General features: G+C 43.8%; 19 protein-coding genes. 7 read left to right on the top strand and 12 right to left on the bottom strand.

Annotation, left to right across the window (positions count from 1 at the left end; all coding sequences use genetic code 11):
* A partial coding sequence (locus ACP4IT_RS08210) for a transposase (RefSeq protein WP_426855498.1) occupies positions 1 to 172 on the top strand: 172 nt, incomplete at its 5' end.
* A gap of 89 nt (positions 173 to 261) precedes the next feature.
* Here the strand turns inward: ACP4IT_RS08210 and aspS are convergent.
* The 3 genes from aspS to ACP4IT_RS08195 form a co-directional block, all read right to left on the bottom strand.
* A complete protein-coding gene (gene aspS / locus ACP4IT_RS08205) occupies positions 262 to 2,064 on the bottom strand; it encodes an aspartate--tRNA ligase (protein WP_172757693.1) in 1,803 nt (600 codons plus the stop codon).
* A 13-nt stretch (positions 2,065 to 2,077) separates the two neighbouring features.
* The gene (hisS, locus tag ACP4IT_RS08200) at positions 2,078 to 3,373 is read right to left on the bottom strand and encodes a histidine--tRNA ligase (RefSeq protein ID WP_011667509.1); all 1,296 of its coding nucleotides are present in this window, start codon (positions 3,371 to 3,373) and stop codon (positions 2,078 to 2,080) included.
* A gap of 307 nt (positions 3,374 to 3,680) precedes the next feature.
* Positions 3,681 to 4,211, bottom strand: a complete 531-nt coding sequence (locus ACP4IT_RS08195; RefSeq protein ID WP_041815350.1) for a hypothetical protein — start codon at positions 4,209 to 4,211, stop codon at positions 3,681 to 3,683.
* Positions 4,212 to 4,391: 180 nt separating this feature from the next.
* Here ACP4IT_RS08195 and ACP4IT_RS08190 point away from each other — a divergent pair, with 180 nt between their 5' ends.
* Positions 4,392 to 5,243, top strand: coding sequence for an N-acetylmuramoyl-L-alanine amidase (locus ACP4IT_RS08190; protein WP_011667506.1), 852 nt, complete (start codon positions 4,392 to 4,394; stop codon positions 5,241 to 5,243).
* Positions 5,244 to 5,266: 23 nt separating this feature from the next.
* Complete coding sequence (locus ACP4IT_RS08185) at positions 5,267 to 6,109, top strand: fructosamine kinase family protein (RefSeq protein ID WP_024854989.1); 843 nt, start codon at positions 5,267 to 5,269, stop codon at positions 6,107 to 6,109.
* A 54-nt stretch (positions 6,110 to 6,163) separates the two neighbouring features.
* Here ACP4IT_RS08185 and ACP4IT_RS08180 read toward each other — a convergent pair whose 3' ends face one another.
* The 7 genes from ACP4IT_RS08180 to ACP4IT_RS08150 all read right to left on the bottom strand — a co-directional run bounded on the left by ACP4IT_RS08180 (position 6,164) and on the right by ACP4IT_RS08150 (position 12,171).
* Positions 6,164 to 6,805 (bottom strand): HAD-IA family hydrolase, encoded by a 642-nt coding sequence (locus tag ACP4IT_RS08180; RefSeq protein WP_015473804.1) that lies wholly within the window; start codon positions 6,803 to 6,805, stop codon positions 6,164 to 6,166.
* A gap of 111 nt (positions 6,806 to 6,916) precedes the next feature.
* Positions 6,917 to 7,360: a D-aminoacyl-tRNA deacylase gene (gene dtd / locus ACP4IT_RS08175; RefSeq protein WP_024854988.1), complete on the bottom strand. Its 444-nt coding sequence runs from the start codon at positions 7,358 to 7,360 to the stop codon at positions 6,917 to 6,919.
* 19 nt (positions 7,361 to 7,379) lie between these two features.
* Positions 7,380 to 9,614, bottom strand: a complete 2,235-nt coding sequence (locus tag ACP4IT_RS08170) for a RelA/SpoT family protein (protein WP_024854987.1) — start codon at positions 9,612 to 9,614, stop codon at positions 7,380 to 7,382.
* Positions 9,615 to 9,642: 28 nt separating this feature from the next.
* On the bottom strand, positions 9,643 to 9,978 hold the full coding sequence (locus ACP4IT_RS08165) for a hypothetical protein (protein WP_011667501.1): 336 nt from the start codon (positions 9,976 to 9,978) through the stop codon (positions 9,643 to 9,645).
* A gap of 67 nt (positions 9,979 to 10,045) precedes the next feature.
* On the bottom strand, positions 10,046 to 10,798 hold the full coding sequence (locus ACP4IT_RS08160; protein ID WP_011667500.1) for an RsmE family RNA methyltransferase: 753 nt from the start codon (positions 10,796 to 10,798) through the stop codon (positions 10,046 to 10,048).
* 2 nt (positions 10,799 to 10,800) lie between these two features.
* Positions 10,801 to 11,751 carry a 50S ribosomal protein L11 methyltransferase gene (prmA, locus tag ACP4IT_RS08155; RefSeq protein ID WP_156646336.1) on the bottom strand — a complete coding sequence of 317 codons (951 nt, stop codon included), beginning with the start codon at positions 11,749 to 11,751 and terminating at the stop codon, positions 10,801 to 10,803.
* Between the two features lie 102 nt (positions 11,752 to 11,853).
* A complete protein-coding gene (locus ACP4IT_RS08150) occupies positions 11,854 to 12,171 on the bottom strand; it encodes a hypothetical protein (RefSeq protein ID WP_011667498.1) in 318 nt (105 codons plus the stop codon).
* Positions 12,172 to 12,510: 339 nt separating this feature from the next.
* Here ACP4IT_RS08150 and mscL point away from each other — a divergent pair, with 339 nt between their 5' ends.
* From mscL to ACP4IT_RS08135, 3 genes are all read left to right on the top strand, one after another.
* Positions 12,511 to 12,894 (top strand): large-conductance mechanosensitive channel protein MscL, encoded by a 384-nt coding sequence (mscL, locus tag ACP4IT_RS08145; RefSeq protein ID WP_011667497.1) that lies wholly within the window; start codon positions 12,511 to 12,513, stop codon positions 12,892 to 12,894.
* Positions 12,895 to 13,116: 222 nt separating this feature from the next.
* A complete protein-coding gene (locus ACP4IT_RS08140; protein WP_011667496.1) occupies positions 13,117 to 13,479 on the top strand; it encodes a hypothetical protein in 363 nt (120 codons plus the stop codon).
* Between the two features lie 496 nt (positions 13,480 to 13,975).
* Positions 13,976 to 14,227 (top strand): hypothetical protein, encoded by a 252-nt coding sequence (locus ACP4IT_RS08135; RefSeq protein WP_011667495.1) that lies wholly within the window; start codon positions 13,976 to 13,978, stop codon positions 14,225 to 14,227.
* Positions 14,228 to 14,728: 501 nt separating this feature from the next.
* On the opposite strand, the gene ACP4IT_RS08130 is transcribed toward ACP4IT_RS08135, so the two are convergent.
* Positions 14,729 to 15,910: an SAM-dependent methyltransferase gene (locus ACP4IT_RS08130; protein ID WP_024854985.1), complete on the bottom strand. Its 1,182-nt coding sequence runs from the start codon at positions 15,908 to 15,910 to the stop codon at positions 14,729 to 14,731.
* A 618-nt stretch (positions 15,911 to 16,528) separates the two neighbouring features.
* Between ACP4IT_RS08130 and ACP4IT_RS08125 the strand changes: the two genes are divergently transcribed.
* Positions 16,529 to 16,888, top strand: coding sequence for a hypothetical protein (locus ACP4IT_RS08125; RefSeq protein ID WP_011667492.1), 360 nt, complete (start codon positions 16,529 to 16,531; stop codon positions 16,886 to 16,888).
* Between the two features lie 42 nt (positions 16,889 to 16,930).
* Here ACP4IT_RS08125 and ACP4IT_RS08120 read toward each other — a convergent pair whose 3' ends face one another.
* Entirely contained in the window at positions 16,931 to 17,113 is a 183-nt protein-coding gene (locus tag ACP4IT_RS08120; protein ID WP_350028553.1) for a DUF3923 family protein, read from the bottom strand.
* Between the last annotated feature and the right edge of the window lie 1,748 nt (positions 17,114 to 18,861).

The raw sequence follows: 18,861 nt of genomic DNA, 5'->3' as shown, positions 1-18,861 counted from the left end.
CCAAAATATGACCAATAGTACACTTTCCAACGGTCCCATTGAAGGCGTCAATCGAAAGATTAAACAGATTAAGCGGACAGCATACGGATACCGGAATTGGAAAAACTTTGTTTTTCGTATTCAAATTGAATTTAAAATCAGAGTAAAGAAAAGGAACCCCGTTCGCAAGTGAACGAAGTTCCACATAAACCCTCCATCAACACCCGTTGACAAAGAGCCAAAAATTCTGGACTCGTTGTGCTTAGAAAAGCTAGTGCCGTTTTAATCTTCAGTTGGGGCGTCTTTTTTGGCGATTAGCAAATCCAAATCCAACAATTGCTTATCAGCAACCGTGGTTGGTGCTTCCGTCATTGGTTCAGTGGCCTTCGAATTCTTAGGGAAGGCAATCACATCACGAATATTGTCACGCTTAGCTAGCAAGCGGGCAAATCGATCTAAGCCAATGGCCAGACCACCATGAGGCGGGAAACCATAGTCTAAAGCTTTCAGCAGGAAGCCAAATTGACTTTCGGCCCGTTCTGGTGTGAAGCCTAAGGCCTTTAGCATCTTCATCTGTAGCTCACGCGTATGAATCCGGATAGACCCACCGCCTAATTCTAGCCCATTTAAAATGATGTCATAACTCTGAGCGTAGGCTTTATGTGGATCTTCACCGTCGTTCAAGTAGTGCGCATCGCCTTCAGCCGGCATCGTAAATGGATGGTGCGCTGGTACCCACCGCTCCAGATCAACGTCGTAGTCAAATAATGGCCAGTTAACGATCCAGAGGAAGGCCCACTTGTTTTCGTCAATCATATCTTGTTCCTTGGCAATCGCAACCCGCAAGTAACCTAATGTTTGCGCAACGACTCGCTTGGAGTCCGCCGCAAATAATAAGAGGTCGCCAGATTTGGCATCGGTGGCTGCCGTAATCTGATCGAACCAGTCACCTTCCTTAAAGAACTTCGCAATTGGACCGCTAAAGCCATCATCGGTAACTTTCAACCAAGCTAGACCCTTGGCGCCAAATCGTTCGATGTACTTGCCATACTTATCAAGGTCTTTACGACTGTATAGGTCAGCACCACCAGGTACGGCAATGGCCTTCACTTGACCACCATTAGCCACAGCACCGGAGAAGACCTTAAAGTCAGTATCGGCCATCATTTCAGACAGATCCTTTAATTCCATTCCAAAACGAACATCTGGTTGGTCAGTTCCGTAACGGGCCATTGAATCATCCCAGTCCATCCGTTGGAATGGCAACTTAACATCCACATTTAAGGTATCCTTCATGACTTTCGCAATTAAGCCTTCTGTCAAATCTTGGATTTCTTCAGCCGTCAAGAAGGAGGTTTCTAAGTCAATCTGGGTAAATTCAGGTTGCCGGTCGCCTCGTAAATCTTCATCCCGGAAACAGCGGGCAATTTGGTAGTAACGATCAAACCCAGACCCCATTAATAGTTGCTTGAAAAGTTGTGGTGACTGCGGTAAGGCGTAGAAGTGTCCCGGGTAAATCCGTGAAGGAACTAAATAATCTCGGGCCCCTTCTGGTGTCGACTTGGTTAAGTTAGGCGTCTCAATATCGATAAATCCATTGTTATCAAAGTAACTGTGGACGGATTGGATAATTCGATTCCGCAACCGAATAGCACGCTGCATCTCGGGCCGCCGAAGATCCAAATACCGGTACTGTAGACGTAACTCATCAGAGGCATTCAAATCATCTTTAATATCAAATGGCAAAGCTTTGGATTTATTTAGTAGATTAATCCCCGTGACCCGGACTTCTACTTTACCCGTACGCATGTCTGCGTTAACTTCTTTGTCAGCCCGCGCAACCACTTGTCCCTGCACTTCAATCACATATTCGTTCCGTAACTGATCAGCCACAGCAAGGGCCGCTTGACTGTATTCTTCACTAAAGACCAATTGCACGATTCCTTCACGGTCTCGAAGATCAATGAAGATCAAACTTCCCAGGTCCCGGCGCTTTTGCACCCAACCTTTTAGAACAACGATCTGGTCGAGATAAGCTTCATCGACCAAGCCCGCATAGGTGGTTCGTTTTAGATTCTTTTCCATTACTCTGCCCCTCTTATTTTGCCGTAAATTTAGTTGCGACGACATTTTGGAAATCTTGATAAATATCAGCCAATGGCACGCTGATTTCTTCACCGGTAGCCATCGACTTCAAGTTAGCCGTATGGTCCGCCAACTCTTGTTCACCAATCGTCAACGTATAAGCGGCATTAAGCCGATTAGCCGTCTTAAATTGGGCCTTAGGCTTCCGATCCAGATAATCCCGATCAGCCGTTAAGCCTGACTGACGAATGGCCTGAACGATCTTGAGCGTTGCTAACGACGTCTGATCACCAATACCCACGACATAAACGTCCAGTGGGTGATTATCTGGGATTGCCACTTGCTCGGCCTGCATTAAGAGCACTAAGCGCTCAACACCAAGACCAAAGCCCACGCCAGGCATTTCTGGACCGCCAAGTTCTTCTACGAGACCATTGTACCGACCACCCGCCAGCACTGTCGTATAACCTTCGCCCAGTGCCGGTGAATCAGCCATAATTTCAAAAATTGTGTGGTTGTAGTAATCTAACCCGCGGACCATCGTGGCATCGACATCGTAATCAATCCCTAGCGCATCCAAGCTGGCCTTCACGCGATCGAAGTGCGCCGTTGCCGTTGGCGTTAAGAAGTCCAAAATCGATGGCGCATCCGCCACTAATTCCTGGTCGTGCTTGTCTTTACTATCCAAAACCCGCAATGGATTTTTGTGCAACCGTACCTTGGAATCTTCACTCAATTCATCGAAGTGAGGTTCTAAGAAGTCAATCAACGCTTGACGATAAGCCGTCCGCGTCTCCTGATCGCCCAACGTGTTAACTGCTAACCGTAAATGCGTCAGCCCTAGCTTGCCTAACAAGTTCATCCCTAAAGCAATGACTTCAACGTCTAATTCTGGTGCATCGCTACCAAAGGCTTCCACCCCAATTTGGTGGAACTGCCGTTGCCGACCAGACTGTGGTCGTTCATAACGAAACATCGGTCCCATATAATAGACCTTGTAAGGCTTTTGCGTTTCCGGTCCATACAATTTATTCTCAACGAAGGCCCGAACAACCCCCGCGGTTCCTTCTGGTCGTAAGGACAGGTGTCGATCCCCCTTATCCTTAAAATCATACATTTCTTTAGTTACAATGTCCGACGTGTCCCCAGAAGTCCGTGAGAAAACTTCGAAGTTTTCAAACATGGGCGTCCGAATTTCTTCGAACCGATAGTTGGCAAATAATTGCCGCGCAGTGGCTTCAACAAATTGCCAGGTCTGTGAATCACCCGGTAAGATGTCGGCCGTTCCTTTTGGTCGTTGATAACGCATGTTCAATTCTCCCTTCTCATTGCCGCGGAAAATAAAAAACGCCCCTGTCAATTGACAAGGGCGCAGGTATGCACGGTACCACCTTTTATATTTTCTGCAGGATAACGTTGCAAACGAATGGTCGCTACTGCCACCATTAGCCTCAAAAGTGTCTTCAAGTTGCGCCCGTTCGTCATTTTCAGCAAGTTGACGTCTCTGTCAGCGGGGTAGGCCTTACTAGTCTTTCTCTTTGGCAATCTATTTTATTCTTCTTAAGAATACTGAATACACTGAAAAAAGTCAAGCTGTTCTGCCAAGTAACTCCTAGCTAACGGTGATCCTTGACCGTCAAATGGGTGACTAAATGCCGGACCTGGTGGCGACGATTTGACGTCGCATTCGCCCAATTTAGTAACGTTTGAATTGACACGGTTTTAACCATCTCCCGCCGAAAGGAATGCACGATAAAACTGTGATAGCTAACGTGACCGGAATGCCAAGTAAACCAATTGGGAGCTAAGTTCTTTTCGGCCGCAGTTATTCGCTGATCTGGCCAGACTAAATACCGGTCTTGACCAGCATGCGGATAAATATCAATCTGCCACCCGGCATCGACATCACTAACCTCTTGCCAACGCTGCAAATGGCGTTGCCGATCATGATCAATCGCGTACAAGATCACGCTAACATACCGTAACTCAGGCTGGCGGCGTTCTTCTCGTAACGTTAATTTGGGTACGGCTGGCTTAGTTTTGGACGTCGTGTTTACGGGAACCGATCGGGGCGTTTGCCGAGACCACCAGGCAACTCCTATCACTAATCCTATTATTAATACCCCCAAAGCTCCCCACTTTTTCATCTCAACAGCCACCTTAAATTTTAAGCTTGATTCTGCCAGTTTATGGTTTATCTGTCAACTCACTGATGGCTTAATCAAAATTTTATGAGCGGCAATCAGACTCCCAATTGAATCGTGCTATAATTAAGCTTAATTTCTAAAAAATGTGCTCATCATGAAAAAGTGTTAAGGAGATTGAACATGCATTTCAAACTTAAAAACTGGCCAGGCCTCGTCACCAGCCTAGTTATTCTCTTAGTCGCTGGTGGCTTATTGTGGGCATTCACCCAACATAATGCCGTCACAGCAACCGTCAGCAACTTGAACCTACGTAACGGTCCTGGATTAACGTATCAGGCGACCCACAAAGTCAAAAAAAATAGCCGATTAACGATCTTAGGCGAAAAAAACAATTGGTATCATGTTCGTGATAGCCAAAATCATTTCGGATGGGTTGCGAGTTGGTTGGTCGACCATCCCGGCAGTTTAAAACGCGTCACCAATTTATCCGAAGCGACGATTGTTCTCGATCCTGGTCATGGTGGTAGTGATTCCGGTGCTTTATCAATCGATCAAAAACACGACGAAAAGGTCTACACACTGGCTTTAGCTAAAAAAGTGGCCCAGCGCTTACGTGCCCGCGGCGCACATGTCATCATGACGCGTGATACCGATAAGACGGTTAGTTTGGCCGACCGCCCGGCACTAGCAAACACCAATCAAGCCAGTGCCTTTATCAGTTTTCACTTTGACTCCGCCCCAGCAGATAATCTGGGATCAGGAACAACGACTTACTACTATCATCGTCAAACTTCTTACGCTTTGGCCAAAGCAATCAATCAGGGCATGAGTGATCTACCATTAACCAATCGGGGCGTCAAATTTGGTAACTTTGAAGTCATCCGGGATAACAGCCGACCGTCACTTCTAATTGAAATGGGCTACATCAATACCAAAAAAGACTTTAGCTACATTCGCCGCGCCGCCTACCAAGACCAGGTCGCAAAACGTGTTGTTGCTGGCCTAAGCACTTATTTCCAATCTGCATCCTAATAATTAAGAAAGAAGATCTGATGATGATGCTCACATCTGACTGGCTCCAACAGCTACCACTTCCTAAAATCACGGCGATAACCCCGGTAGCTGGCGGTGATATTAATCAGGCATATCAGCTGATAACGGTTGAAGGACCAGTATTCTTATTGGTTCAACCACACACTTCAGCGCAATTCTATCACCACGAAGTTGCCGGCCTACAGGCACTAGGTCAAGCCGTCAACGTCCCGGATGTTCTCGCAACCGGTGAAATTGAAGGGGATGCTTACCTCGTTCTCGAATTTTTAGAAACTGGTCACGGCAGTCAATATGATTTGGGCCAAGCTGTCGCCCGCGTTCACCGGGTAACCGCCCCACGCTTTGGGTTCGATACGGATAACCTCGTAGGTAAGCTCCCGAAACATAATCAATGGCAATCGGACTGGACAACCTTCTACCTCCAACAGCGACTGGACCCCCTAGTTCGTCGGGCCCAAGAACAGCACCTATGGACACCGCAGCGACAGGCAGCCTATGATCAAGTTCGCCAACGGATCATCACAGAAAATCATGGTCGTTTTATTCAGCCCGCCTTACTACATGGCGATTTATGGTCCGGCAACTATCTCTTCACTCAAGATGGTACGCCGACCCTCATTGATCCCGATGTCTTGTACGGAGATCGGGAATTTGACCTAGCAATGACGACCATCTTTGGCGGTTTTACGAGCGACTTCTACCGGGGATATCAAGACAGTTATCCCTTAACTCCTGGCTATGCCGATCGCTTACCCCACTACCAGCTGTACTATCTACTCGCGCACTTGAATCTATTTGGTGAAACGTACGGTGACGCTGTTGATAACGTCCTCGCCCGTGGATAATCAAAATTGAAAAACCCACTGAGTTAGCGCAATGCCAACTCAGTGGGGCTTTTTTTAGGCTTGTAACCACGCCAATAACTCGGCCAGACGAATCACTCGAATTTCCGGGTGGCTTTCATCCACAATCAAGTGTTCGGGATCAAACAGCGCACCGGCCATGCCAGCTCGATGCCCTGCTTGAACGTCTAAATTCCGATCGCCAATCATCAAGGCCGACTGGCGCTTGACCGCATATTGTTGGCATAACGCCAACAGGCTTGTGGGATCTGGTTTGCGCGGATAATCATCGTCGGCCGTGACCTGCCCCGAAAAATACTGTGCCAAATCAGCCGTTGCCAAACGATCCATCGCACGATGATTCCGATGCGTTAACAAAAAGTTACGCCCACCTGCCGCAACAGTTGCCGCCAAAATTTCAGCAGCACCGTCAACGACGGGCGCGTCAGCTAAGCGGGGTTCCGCGCGCAACTGATACAACCGTTTTAAGCGGGAAACATCCAACTGGTACTCTGCCGAAAACCGTTGTAACGCTGTACCTAGGCTGTGTTGTCGCATCGCTTGATAGATTGCATCCTGATCAATTTCAAAGTCATTCACCCCGCTGGCAACAAGCGCCTCTCCAAAGGCCGCCACCATGCCCGGATACGTGTCAACTAGGGTCCCATCAAAATCCCAAAAAAGCTGTGAATAGCGCATAAATCCTCCTAAAAAGCGAGTTCAGGACAGACGTCCTGGACTCGCTGTCTTTTCATCTAGTACGGAACAGGCATTAAGTAACCTGTCTGTCCGATTTTTCTCTACTGGTTTTTAAGCATCCGTATCAAACCAGATGGTTACAGGTCCATCGTTTACCAATGCCACCTGCATATCAGCACCGAACACACCAGTCGCCACCGTTAATCCAGTTGCCGCCAATTTCTGATTAAATTCATCATAGATCTGGCTAGCATGCTGCGGATCACCGGCCCCCACAAAACTGGGACGATTGCCCTTTTTGGTATTGGCATAGAGGGTAAACTGCGATACTGACAAGATCTGACCACCAACGTCATTGATGCTCAGATTCATTTTACCGGCATCATCTTCAAAAACCCGCAAGTGACTAATCTTATGGACGAGATAATCAATCTGTTCGCTGGTATCTTGATCCTGTGCACCGACCAATAATAAAAATCCGGGTCCGATTTGACCATGCACAGCATTATCAATGCTGACACTTGCCTGGCTTACCCGCTGTAATAATACCCGCAATTCATGCCACCACCTTTCGTTAATGGAATGCCCGCTTAACGACATAAACGTCCGCGACATTTTTAATATTATCTAAAATTCGTTGCAGCTCAACGCGGTTCCGCGTTCCTAAGCTAATAGAAATGGTCGCCATCTTATTGTGATCAACCTTGCCATTAATTGACGTTAAGTACTTCGTATTATTATTAATCGTCCGTAAAACGTCATTTAACAGGCCGTTGCGATTGTAGCCTTGAACTTCGATGTCCGCATTGTAATTTGTCTTGTCACCAGCAATATTACCCCAACGAACTGCAACAATCCGCTCGCCATTTTGTTCGGCATTCAACACATTGGGACAGTCCTTACGGTGGACCGATACGCCACGGCCCTTGGTGATGTACCCAACAATATCATCTCCGGGAACCGGCGAACAACAATGACTCAGCCGAATTAAGAGGTTATCGACCCCTTCGATGACCACCGCATCAACATCTTTTTTATTTTTGCGGTCTTTCTTATCATTATCCGGTTCATTCTTAATCGTTTGATGTTCTTCTAGTAGTTCTCGTTCTTCTTGACGCCGCCGCTCATTTTCGGCAGCCTGACGAACGTCATCGGTCAATCGATTGACGACCCCTCGCGGCTGCACATCACCAAACCCAATTGCGGCTAATAAATCATCCGCATGTTGATAGTGCATTTTAGCCGTGACTTTATCCAGATTCTCTTTACTCATCAAAGCCTTGGGATCATACCCCAATTCATGAATGAGCCGAGCCACCATCTCTTGCCCTTGAACAATGTTTTCTTCCCGATCACTTTGCCGGAAGAACTGTTTGATCTTGTTCCGGGCCCGGCGAGTCGAGACCAATTTCATCCAATCTCGACTCGGCCCGGAAGAACTAGCAGACGTCCGAATGTCGACAATATCACCGTTCTTAATTTCGTAATTCAACGGCACAATTTTACCATTAATGGTTGCACCAGTCGTATGGTGCCCCACTTCAGTATGAATGGCATACGCCATATCTAGTGGCCCCGCGCCCTTAGGTAACTCTAAAACGTCGCCTTTAGGAGTGAACGCATAGACATGATCGCCAAACAATTCGCCCTTAACGCTATCCATAAAGTCAGAAGCGTCATCCGTATCTTCTTGAAGCTCGATAATGTGCTTGAATAAGTTCAGCTTGTCACCCGTGTTGGTTGTCTGAACCTTATCCTTAACGCCTTCCTTGTAAGCCCAGTGAGCAGCTACCCCATATTCAGCCACGGCATGCATTTCTTTCGTCCGGATCTGAACCTCTAAGGGTTTGCCCTCTGGCCCGATAACAGTCGTATGCAATGATTGATACATGTTGGCCTTAGGCATCGCAATGTAGTCCTTGAATCGACCGGGCATTGGCTTCCATTGTGAGTGGATCGCTCCCAAAACGGCATAACAGTCCTTAATCGTGTCGACAATGACGCGGATCGCGAGTAAGTCATAGATCTGGCTAAACTGTTTGTGCTGGTCTTTCATTTTACGGTAAACGGAATAAATATGCTTCGGTCGCCCATAAATTTCTGGATCAATCTTTAGATCACTGATAGATGCTTGAATGTCTTTAATTGCACCCGCGATATATTGTTCCCGCTGATCACGGCGTGAATTCATCAGGTGCACAATTCGGTAATACTGTTGTGGGTTCAAGTAACGTAACGAGACGTCCTCCAGTTCCCACTTAATTGTACTAATCCCTAAACGATCAGCTAGTGGAGCATAGATTTCTAACGTTTCATTAGCAATCCGCCGTTGCTTATCCGGCCGCAAGTGTTCTAGCGTTCGCATATTATGCAGCCGATCCGCCAATTTAACGATCATCACCCGGATGTCCTTGGACATGGCCAATAGAAGCTTACGGTGATTTTCCGCTAGTTGTTCTCGATTGGATTTGTACTTAATCTTCCCAAGTTTGGTCACGCCATCCACAATCAAGGCGACGTCATCGCCAAAAAGTTCGCGGACATCCCCCAAAGTGGCCCCCGTGTCTTCTACAATGTCATGCAAAAAACCGGCAGATACCGTTTCGGGGTCCATATTCAGATCTGCTAAAATCCCGGCTACTTGAATGGGATGCATGATATAGGGTTCGCCCGATTGACGATGTTGGTCTTGATGGGCCACAGTTGCAAAATGACAGGCTTTAACCACCATTTCCACATGCTGCGCATTCATGTATTTACCGACTCTTGCAATGACTTCATCAGCCGTCCAGACACGTTCTTTGGTCATATGGACGCCACCACCCTTAGTTTTTAAATTATGATCTTATTTGTTTGTGCGTCTGGGCTAGCCCATAACTCACGTATGATAGACACAGGTAGACAATTGCGAGGTACCACGTATACTGTGGTAACCACCCAATTGCACCAACGAAATACGTCAGTGGCCAGATCAATAGCCACCAGCCTGGCTGGGCATGTTGGTAAATTCGCCGACCAAGACCAATCGCTAATCCCCCATTGATTAGTAACAATAAGCCACCAAATCGCCAAACCGGACTTAGCCCAATTAAGGTACTCCCTATCGGTAACCCAATCCCCACGATTACCGCTAGCACCCAATAACGCCAACCAATCTTTTCCCAAAAGGCCATCCAACTTCACCTAGCTCTCTTAATAATTGCAACTATTTTAGCATGTTTTCAAAGAGATTTCATCTGCTTATCTCGGTTGCTGTAGCTCACAAACCACTGAAACCGCAGATAACAGATATAATGGTGCCGTTTCAGTTCGTAAGATCCGAGGACCAAGCCCCGCTAAAATAGCTCCTGCCGCCTGAGCTCGTGTCACTTCCGCTGGGCTGATCCCACCCTCAGGACCAAATACAGCCATTAAGTGTTGCTGAGGATGCAGTCGCTGTAATTGTTGATTTAAGGCGGCCTGCTCACCTTGCTTAGCTGACTCTTCATAGGCCAGAATGGTAACGTCAGCCGACGTTGCCAGTACGGCGGCCAAGTTAGGGGCATAACTCACCGTTGGTCGCCGTAAGCGATGCGCCTGTTCGGCCGCACCATGGGCAATCTTGGTGAGCCGCGCTAATTTCTTGGGCACCTTATTGGCTGACCACTTGGCAACGGACCATTCCGCCCCAAAGAAGATGATGTGGGTCACACCTAATTCCGTGGCCTTTTGGGTAATCCACTCTGCCTTTTCCTGTTTTGGTAACCCGCAAGCAATGATTACCTCAACTGGGAGTTCAACGGCTGGTGTCGGTACTGCCGTTAACGTCACCGTCGCCTGATCGGGCGTCACAGTGACCAATTGTCCATGAAAAAGCTGGGCTTGATCGTCCACAAATTCTGCCACTGATCCGACTTCAGCTCTGAGAACCGTTACCCAATGATGATAGATGGCCGCTGGCAACGTCAAGTTCGTGCCATCAACACCCGTTTCATCTAAAAAATACCGTTGCATGCCTATTCATCCTCCGTTGGCCTATGAGCAATTACGCCACGCCAATCCTTCATCTGTAAGATGTTGTCAATGACGAAACCTTGTTTTTCTTGGGCCGCAACCACTTCAGCTAACTTGTCGGCGATAATTCCTGACGTTAAGAAATAACCACCTGGCGTCAAGTTCTCCCACGCCTGCGGAACTAGTGGTAAGATGATTTCCGCTAGAATATTGGCCACTACTAAATTAACCGGGTGATGGATGCCCTTTAACAAATCATTGGGCTTAGCCACAACATCAGTCGCAATGGGATTTAAATCAAGGTTGGTTTTGGCTGAACGTACCGCTACTTCGTCTAAATCAAATGCTGTAATCTGATTAACACCGAGATACTTCGCGGCAATGCTCAAAACACCGGACCCAGTTCCAACGTCATACATCGTCTCACCACCGCGAACCACCATTTCCAAGGCAGTCATGGAAAGGCGCGTTGTGGGATGGGTTCCCGTTCCAAAGGCCATTCCAGGATCTAAACGAATGACGTGTTCGTTAGGCTGGACGGGGGTATATTTCTCCCAGCTTGGTGTCACGGTTAAGTAACGGGTCACCCGAACCGGATGGTAATACTTTTGCCAAGCAGTGGCCCAACTCTCATCATCAACTGCCTTCGTGGTCACCGTTCCTGGCGTTGGGTCTAAACCAAATTGGGTTAACTCCTGCACGCGTTGGCGAATCGTTGGTAAGATCTCTGGCACGAAGATTGTTTCGGGATAATAGGCACTAATCTCGGCACCACTCGTTCGATGAGGGATACTGTCAAGATCAACGATTTCACCATATTTTCCTGGCTTTAAATTAGCATAGTCTGCGGCATCATCAATCTTAACGCCACTAGCACCGGCTTCTTGTAAAATGTTACTAACGGCTTCTACCGCTTCATTAGTTGTCATTACACTGACTTCCGTCCATTGCATGTAAACGCGCTCCTTTGAAAAATAAATTTAAATGAGAAAAAGCCGGCGACAACCAACATTGTCACCGGCTTCCACTGAACATTAAAGAATTAATCGACCCGCTTAAACCTTCTCAGCATCGGTCGTGTGGCCAGCGTTGCGCTGCTCCCGTTGGGCAAGATGTGTTTCCAAATAATCTAGCATATCTGCCTCATTTTGAAACACACGTGGATGCTTTTGCTTGTGCAATCGCAAATCAATCTCGTTAATTCGCTGACGCCCAGTCCACGTATGACCATAACGAATGATTACCCGGTTATTGAGCGAATCGCGACCGAACTTAAAGACGTAGACGCTCTCTGGCGCCATCAATGGCCGAATATACGACTTCTCATAGCGATAATTATGTTGTCGTAAAAATTCCTTGGTTCGACTCAGCATGGTAATCACCTCCTATTTAATGACAATCCACTCGGTTCTCAAAACATTTTAAGGCCGTTTCGGTTGCCCAAACACTTTAAAATGTATCGATGACTAATAATAGTGGATTTTTCACTGGATTGCAACCAAAACGCCCAGAATCCTTGGGCCATCCATGAAAAAATTTCAGACCACCTTTACCGCATTTGAAACCACTTACATTATAACATAAACCCTGGCCCACTGCTGATAAAACCCACATAACAATCAAAAACCGTTTTTAGCGTTTCGATTGCATTTTATAAGAAAATCGTTGAGAATAGAGGATAGTTAATATTTTACTTAAGGAGGATAATACTTGTGTTAAAAGAATTTAAAGAGTTCATTGCCCGGGGCAATGTCATGGATCTGGCTGTCGGGGTAATTGTTGGGGCTGCGTTTACTGCCATTGTTAATTCTTTAGTCACAAACATCATTAACCCATTACTGGGGATCTTTGTCGGCAGCATTGATTTTTCTAATTTGGTCTTTACCGTAGGCAGTGCGCATTTCCGCTATGGCGCTTTCATCAACTCAGTGATTAATTTCTTAATTATTGCGTTTGTTGTTTTCCTACTCATCAAACTGATTAATAAGCTGATTGCCAAACCGGCGGAAGAACCTGAAGAAGCCGTCCCATCCCAAGAAGAAAAATACTTGCAGGAAATTGTGGAATTATTGAAACAAGATAAAATTGAGCATTAATGTTAGAGGCGTTCCCGGTGGTGGAGCGTCTTTTTTGTACGATGAGGCAATAAATTATCACCATATAAGATAGCATCGGTGAGTGATCGCCGTCACTCACCACAAAGTTTCTCCTTACCATTCCCTTTGAAAATGCTATACTGTGACAAGATACTTTAACAAATTAGGAATATCTTAAATAACAAATCATGTTATTGGAGATGGGAATTAGAGGTCATCAGAATGAAAGAAGAGGAACGTGATTTTACAGAAACTGACTGGCAACGTGCTCAGACAGCTGTATTCAACGAATATGACCGTTTTGTTAAACAGCTCCACGTTGAAGGCGTTGATTACACCATTCTTCAGGCGCGTCGCATCGTCATTTATCAAGATTTAATTGAAGAATGGCGTCACAATGCTGCGACACTCAAAGTTGACTTAGAAGATAATACCCAGGCCCTGACGATCTTTGAGGATTTGGCACTTAAAGGTAAGAGCCACCTTTTGGAACGTTGTGCCAAGAAAATGGAAATTTGGCCGGACTATATCCCCTCACCCCTGACGATTTGGCTAGAATTGGCCGAAGACGCTGAACGTGAGTAACCCAAGCACAACATTCGCAATTGCTCATCGATTTCGGTACACTTTTAGTATAAATACAGGAGGTCTTAACAATGAATAAACTCACCCGTCTTTTAAACTTCTCCAGCCTATTGATGAATGTGTTATCAATTGTTTTGATTCTACAACGTATCCACAATTCTCGACGAGAACAGCGTTAATTAAACATTTCTGTTTAAGCCATTTAAGCCATCGCTTGAATGGCTCTTTTTATGCTTCTCTAACTGATTTCACGAAATCATCTTTACATCATACGGCATTTTTTAAGAATTGGTTAAAAACACCAGTTGCATTCAACGATGAGTTTAATATAGAATAGTTTTATTGCCTAATTTGAAGATCACAAAATATTTTTTCCGTTTACTTTTTATATACATATTTTATCTTTTTAGTCTACCCAAAGTGAATCGTGTCAAAAATTAGTTAATCGATCGTGACTATTTCAGATACACACAACAACTAAATACAGGAGGATTTTATGAAAAATATTAAAAAGAACATCACAATCATTGCTTTGAGCTTCACCCTATTCATGGGTGGTACAGTCCCCGTTGTTCCGAATGCCACCGTTGCTCATGCAAAAACCACCTATGTGTGGATTGCGCCTAAACATGGTATGAAGTATCACTATTCCAAGCATTGTCGCGGGTTGAAACGTGCCTCCTACAAGAAACATGTTACATTGCGCTGGGCAAAAAAGCATGGGTACACTAAGTGCCACTTTGAATAAAGCTTCTATCTGGTACTTTCTGGTACTTTTTCTCGGTTCGACTCCGGGGAGAAGCATACGTTCAGACCTGATGACATTAAAAGCTGACTACCTAGTCATGAGGAACTTATGAAAAGAGCAAGTGACGGGAATCTATCTACAAGTAAGGTGAATGAAATGAATGACAAACTCGGGTGCTTCGGCTGGGCAGTTATAATTATTATCTTGGCTTTGATTCTAGATAATAGAGCTAATATAAAAGAGGTTCAGGTGCGTGTCCTAGACGCACCTGAACCTCTTTTATATTGGTCCCTAATTCTGTTAAAAGCACTATTCCATTCTGTACCATTACTTGGCTTCGTCTTCGTCGGTTCATAAAACGGCCATGAGTGCTTCCTGTTTCTTAATAAATTCCCTGCTACTCCATACTGGTCTGAACTGGTCTAAGGAGGTGTTAGCGATACTGCGTTTATATTCCTACGGTTTCAGATCGCCACCATTGGTTTATCAATAACAATCTCACTATACTTCGTTCTGATAAACATATTGACGTGTCATTGGTAGGCCAGTTCCACTTGGAGCATTTGTAAGTAAGTATTGCATAACATCAATATTTCCCGATTCAAATGCCCCTGCACAAGCTTGGAGGTATAGCGACCACATTCTAGAGAATGGGACTCCATACTCTTCTCTTACTTGATCAATAACACCATTGTAATTGTTATACCAAATTTCCAATGTTCTTTGATAGTGCCGACGTAAAGTTTCTAGGTCTGTCAATTGTAACCCTGAATCCATAACGTGCCGTAAATTTTCAGCAACATTGGGAATATACCCACCATGGAAGATGTATTTATTCAAAAATGGGTCAACGCCGGCTCCTTCATGCTGGCCTGTAATTCCATGAATTAAAGCTTGCCCATTAGGCTTCAACAAGTCTTTAACTTTATTAAAGTATAGTCCTAAATTTTCTTTCCCCACATGCTCAAACATTCCAACGGAAGTAACGTAATCATACTTATCATCCACTTCACGATAATCTTCAAGTAACACAGAAACCTTGCTTTCAAGGTGACGAACCTTAATTTGCTCCTGCGTATAATCATACTGCTCTTGACTTAAGGTTACTCCCGTCGCATTGAGTCCAAATTCCTCAGCAGCCATAAATAGTAAAGTGCCCCATCCACTGCCAATATCCAACAGCCGTTTCCCAGATTCGGGGTTCAACTTATGAATAATGTGTCGGTCCTTATTTAATTGTGCTTCTTCGAGAGTATCGTTATCATGTTCAAAATAAGCGCATGAGTAAGTCATGGTTTTATCCAACCATAACCGATAAAACTCATTCCCAATATCATAATGCTTCTGAATATCTCGTTCGCTATTTTTTTCTGAGTGAGAAATACTTGGCAAATGTTTCAAGAAGGGATTGTTGGTTAAAAAACTATGGTCGGTTCGAAAAGCAGATGTAATTAATTCTTGTATACTGCCATCAATTTCAATTTCGCCATTCATATAAGCCTCTGCTAACACAAGAGTTGGCTCAGATGTCATTGATTTAAGCGAAATTTCTTTCTTAAACGTTATTGCAATATTTGGAGTTCCCTCACCATATGTGGCAATTGAACCATCCCAATAAGTAACTGAAATAGGAATGTCAAACGCATGACTCAATAGTTCTTTGTATGCCATTTTTTCTAACATCATATAGCCCCCTAAATCATATTAGGTTTAATTTTAACGCTTACTATATTTAGTACAAAATAATTTCTTAAGACAAATTCATTTAGTTTCATCAGCAGAAGATATTTCAAGGCAAGAAGATTCTATTAAAAGCTTGTTGGTTTCTAGACATTGTTAAAACAGTGTTCACAGATAATACATTCAGAGATTAAATCTTTACGGCAAAACAGGTCTAGATAAAGAGGCAGTGCCGATAAATGTATTAGTTGATGCTAACTTTAAACAGTTGTCCAATATGTACATATACTATCAAATTAACAAATTTTTCAACTGTTACTCTAACACGTTCAATTCGCTTAATATATGTAGTAGCTCCCACCCTACATACTATGGAAACAGGCACTCTTGTCTATCTGGAATCACTAATCAAGCGGATTCAGGTGCACACTCAACTGACCATCATTTATACTGGTTTTGTCGGTGAGAAGTGGCCACCCGATTTGCGACTAATCAAAAAAATAGTGAGTACTCGTGAAGACAAACAATACCTAAAATAAGGACAATTTCAATGTGGTGTTGTTCCTTTTTAGTCTTCAGAATTATCTTCGAATGCTATACTTAGTTTAGGGGGGGATTATAATGAAATTTGATTACAAGTATGCGCTAACAAACTCTTCAGAATTGATACCACTTGCATTATTTTTTGGCACAGCTTCTTATATTTCTTCTATTAACATATTGGTGTGTTATGCTATTATCTTAGCTATTTTATATTACATTTACTATATCAAATTAGAAGTTCCTTTGAGAAATAAGCACCCCTCACTTTCTGAATCGAATAGAACAACTCCGACGGTGGTCACATATGTACTAATGCCTTTAACCATCTTTGGTATAATTTGTATTACACATTTTAATCTCTCTGGTGCTTGGTTTGTTTTAGTGCTTTTAATACTTCGCTGGCTTAAGGATGGCTTTTCAAAAACATCAGTAAATTAGTGTTCCTAGATGATGCATTCGAAATGCACTTTTTATGGCAAACTATCTTTGTTTCTTAATGATGATCCCCCAAACAACTTGCACAATTACCAAAAGGACAAACGGAACATCCAAAACATACCATGTTATCATTTTAACTTCTGGTGTTTGAACTAGCCCAGATCCATCTACTTTTCTCGTAAAAATAAAAATTAATAGCAATACAAAAACAAAAATTTCTACAATTGAAACAATTCAAAATTACAATTTTTGGCTATTTTTCTCTAGGTACTATTACACCGAGCTTTATTAATCTCTACAAAGACAATAAAAGTGTAATTGTCACAGCAAACGGTGTGAAAAACATCGATAGCGCCTAATATATAAGACTAATAATTTTATATTTCATTTAATAGCTAGCTATACAAAAAGGCACTCGCCTCATTACAAGGTAAGTGCTTTTTGTCTTACATCTTTGATGTAATTTTGCCAATCAAAAATTTAATAGTCTCATACACAAAACTCCGATTTACCCTTTCTTTTTGATCACCAGAGCTGTTATGAGTAGTAGTAATTCCAAAACAGTTACAGCTAATCCTGTACTGTTACTAGTTTGTGGCAATTGCATCATGGCTCTCGCTGCTTTGTTTTTTATCTGTAGTTATTGATAACTGACTGCTTCTCTTTACAGACACAGCCTCTTTAAACATCTGATATTTTTTAATTCCTTGCCTACGTGTAATTCTCTTCTGAGGGGTTCCTTTTTTCTGGAGGTTGGCTTCACAGAGGGTTTATTATCTGGTTTAGGTGTTGGGTCTGATGTTGGGCCTGAATCGAATATTATCTGGTTAAAGATCACTGTAGACGGAAAGATTGATAGAGACTGCTGTTCAAAGAGCTGGCCGTTTGAGACGAAAGCTTGAATTTGAAATGTCGGCAAGTTACGTATACTAATTATCCACGGTAAATTTAATTCATAAGGATGATTCTCAAGATATTCACTATAAAATTTTTCTGTATAACTCATATCATTTGGATCATTTACCCTCACAGTCACATTGCGATAGGTATTTCCCACTCTAATGCTCTTACCCGCAATATCATCATGTTTTAGTTGCCGAGACGACTTTGCTTGATTAAGCTTGAATTCAAGAGTATTTTGTTCCGAACTGTAAGATACATCGTAAGATAACTTTTTATTTCCGATAGTATAACTGGAACCGTCATTCTAAATCCATCAGCACCTTTTATTAATGATCAGGATGCTCATAAACAAACTAACTTTAAAAGTAAACAGCGTAGACAGTATGCTAAAAAAATACCTTTATTCATTCCCAGCAGACCCTCAAGAACCTAACAAGTAGTAACTAAGTTCAGTTCTTAACTGGGCTTTTCTTTAACTCGCTCAAAGAACATATGCTTGTGTATTTCAATTATGGATGCCTATGTCCATGCAACAAAGGAGAAGCAGCGTGAGACTGCTAACATCTTTGACAATACACTTTCGAAGACTTCCCATAATGCCTAATCAATATGCCAGAATAAGCGTGATTCTTCCCACAATTGGAAACCGTCGTGGGAAGAATGTGGGAAAACAGAAAAAGGTCCGGTTTCAGGTGATAATTTACCAACCATAACCAGACCTTAGCATTGATATAACAACGTTTCTTACTTAGTTTCGTCTTCGTCAGTTTGTAAAACGGCCATGAACGCTTCCTGTCGGACGATTAGTTCTAAGATGATTTAAGCCATTCCAAGAAGGCCTAATCTGTTTTTTTACAATACGATTTATCTGGAATCTACAAGCTCTACCTACACTAAGGAAACCTAATCTCGACTAAGCCGTTTCTCTCATGTGCCGACAAATCGTAGGCATTTCACCATTTTATGTTTTTCGTTGCCTACCATGTCGACAAGTTGTCGACATTGACAGTCATATTTTACCACTTGAAGTGTCGAACGTTTGTTCGTATAATAAGAGCTGAGGTGAGTAT

The organism is Levilactobacillus sp. LN180102 (assembly GCF_050106635.1).
Lineage (GTDB): Bacteria > Bacillota > Bacilli > Lactobacillales > Lactobacillaceae > Levilactobacillus > Levilactobacillus brevis.
Note: the sequence above shows the minus strand (reverse complement) of the source record. Positions and strands in the feature narration are given on the sequence as shown.

What these genes read in the sequence shown, in the direction of transcription:
- aspS (WP_172757693.1), bottom strand. Translation starts at nt 2,064, where the DNA reads ATGGAAAAGAATCTAAAACGAACCACCTATGCGGGCTTGGTCGATGAA.
- hisS (WP_011667509.1), bottom strand. Translation starts at nt 3,373, where the DNA reads ATGCGTTATCAACGACCAAAAGGAACGGCCGACATCTTACCGGGTGAT.
- ACP4IT_RS08195 (WP_041815350.1), bottom strand. Translation starts at nt 4,211, where the DNA reads ATGAAAAAGTGGGGAGCTTTGGGGGTATTAATAATAGGATTAGTGATA.
- ACP4IT_RS08190 (WP_011667506.1), top strand. Translation starts at nt 4,392, where the DNA reads ATGCATTTCAAACTTAAAAACTGGCCAGGCCTCGTCACCAGCCTAGTT.
- ACP4IT_RS08185 (WP_024854989.1), top strand. Translation starts at nt 5,267, where the DNA reads ATGATGCTCACATCTGACTGGCTCCAACAGCTACCACTTCCTAAAATC.
- ACP4IT_RS08180 (WP_015473804.1), bottom strand. Translation starts at nt 6,805, where the DNA reads ATGCGCTATTCACAGCTTTTTTGGGATTTTGATGGGACCCTAGTTGAC.
- ACP4IT_RS08170 (WP_024854987.1), bottom strand. Translation starts at nt 9,614, where the DNA reads ATGACCAAAGAACGTGTCTGGACGGCTGATGAAGTCATTGCAAGAGTC.
- ACP4IT_RS08165 (WP_011667501.1), bottom strand. Translation starts at nt 9,978, where the DNA reads ATGGCCTTTTGGGAAAAGATTGGTTGGCGTTATTGGGTGCTAGCGGTA.
- ACP4IT_RS08160 (WP_011667500.1), bottom strand. Translation starts at nt 10,798, where the DNA reads ATGCAACGGTATTTTTTAGATGAAACGGGTGTTGATGGCACGAACTTG.
- prmA (WP_156646336.1), bottom strand. Translation starts at nt 11,751, where the DNA reads ATGCAATGGACGGAAGTCAGTGTAATGACAACTAATGAAGCGGTAGAA.
- ACP4IT_RS08150 (WP_011667498.1), bottom strand. Translation starts at nt 12,171, where the DNA reads ATGCTGAGTCGAACCAAGGAATTTTTACGACAACATAATTATCGCTAT.
- ACP4IT_RS08140 (WP_011667496.1), top strand. Translation starts at nt 13,117, where the DNA reads ATGAAAGAAGAGGAACGTGATTTTACAGAAACTGACTGGCAACGTGCT.
- ACP4IT_RS08135 (WP_011667495.1), top strand. Translation starts at nt 13,976, where the DNA reads ATGAAAAATATTAAAAAGAACATCACAATCATTGCTTTGAGCTTCACC.
- ACP4IT_RS08130 (WP_024854985.1), bottom strand. Translation starts at nt 15,910, where the DNA reads ATGTTAGAAAAAATGGCATACAAAGAACTATTGAGTCATGCGTTTGAC.
- ACP4IT_RS08125 (WP_011667492.1), top strand. Translation starts at nt 16,529, where the DNA reads ATGAAATTTGATTACAAGTATGCGCTAACAAACTCTTCAGAATTGATA.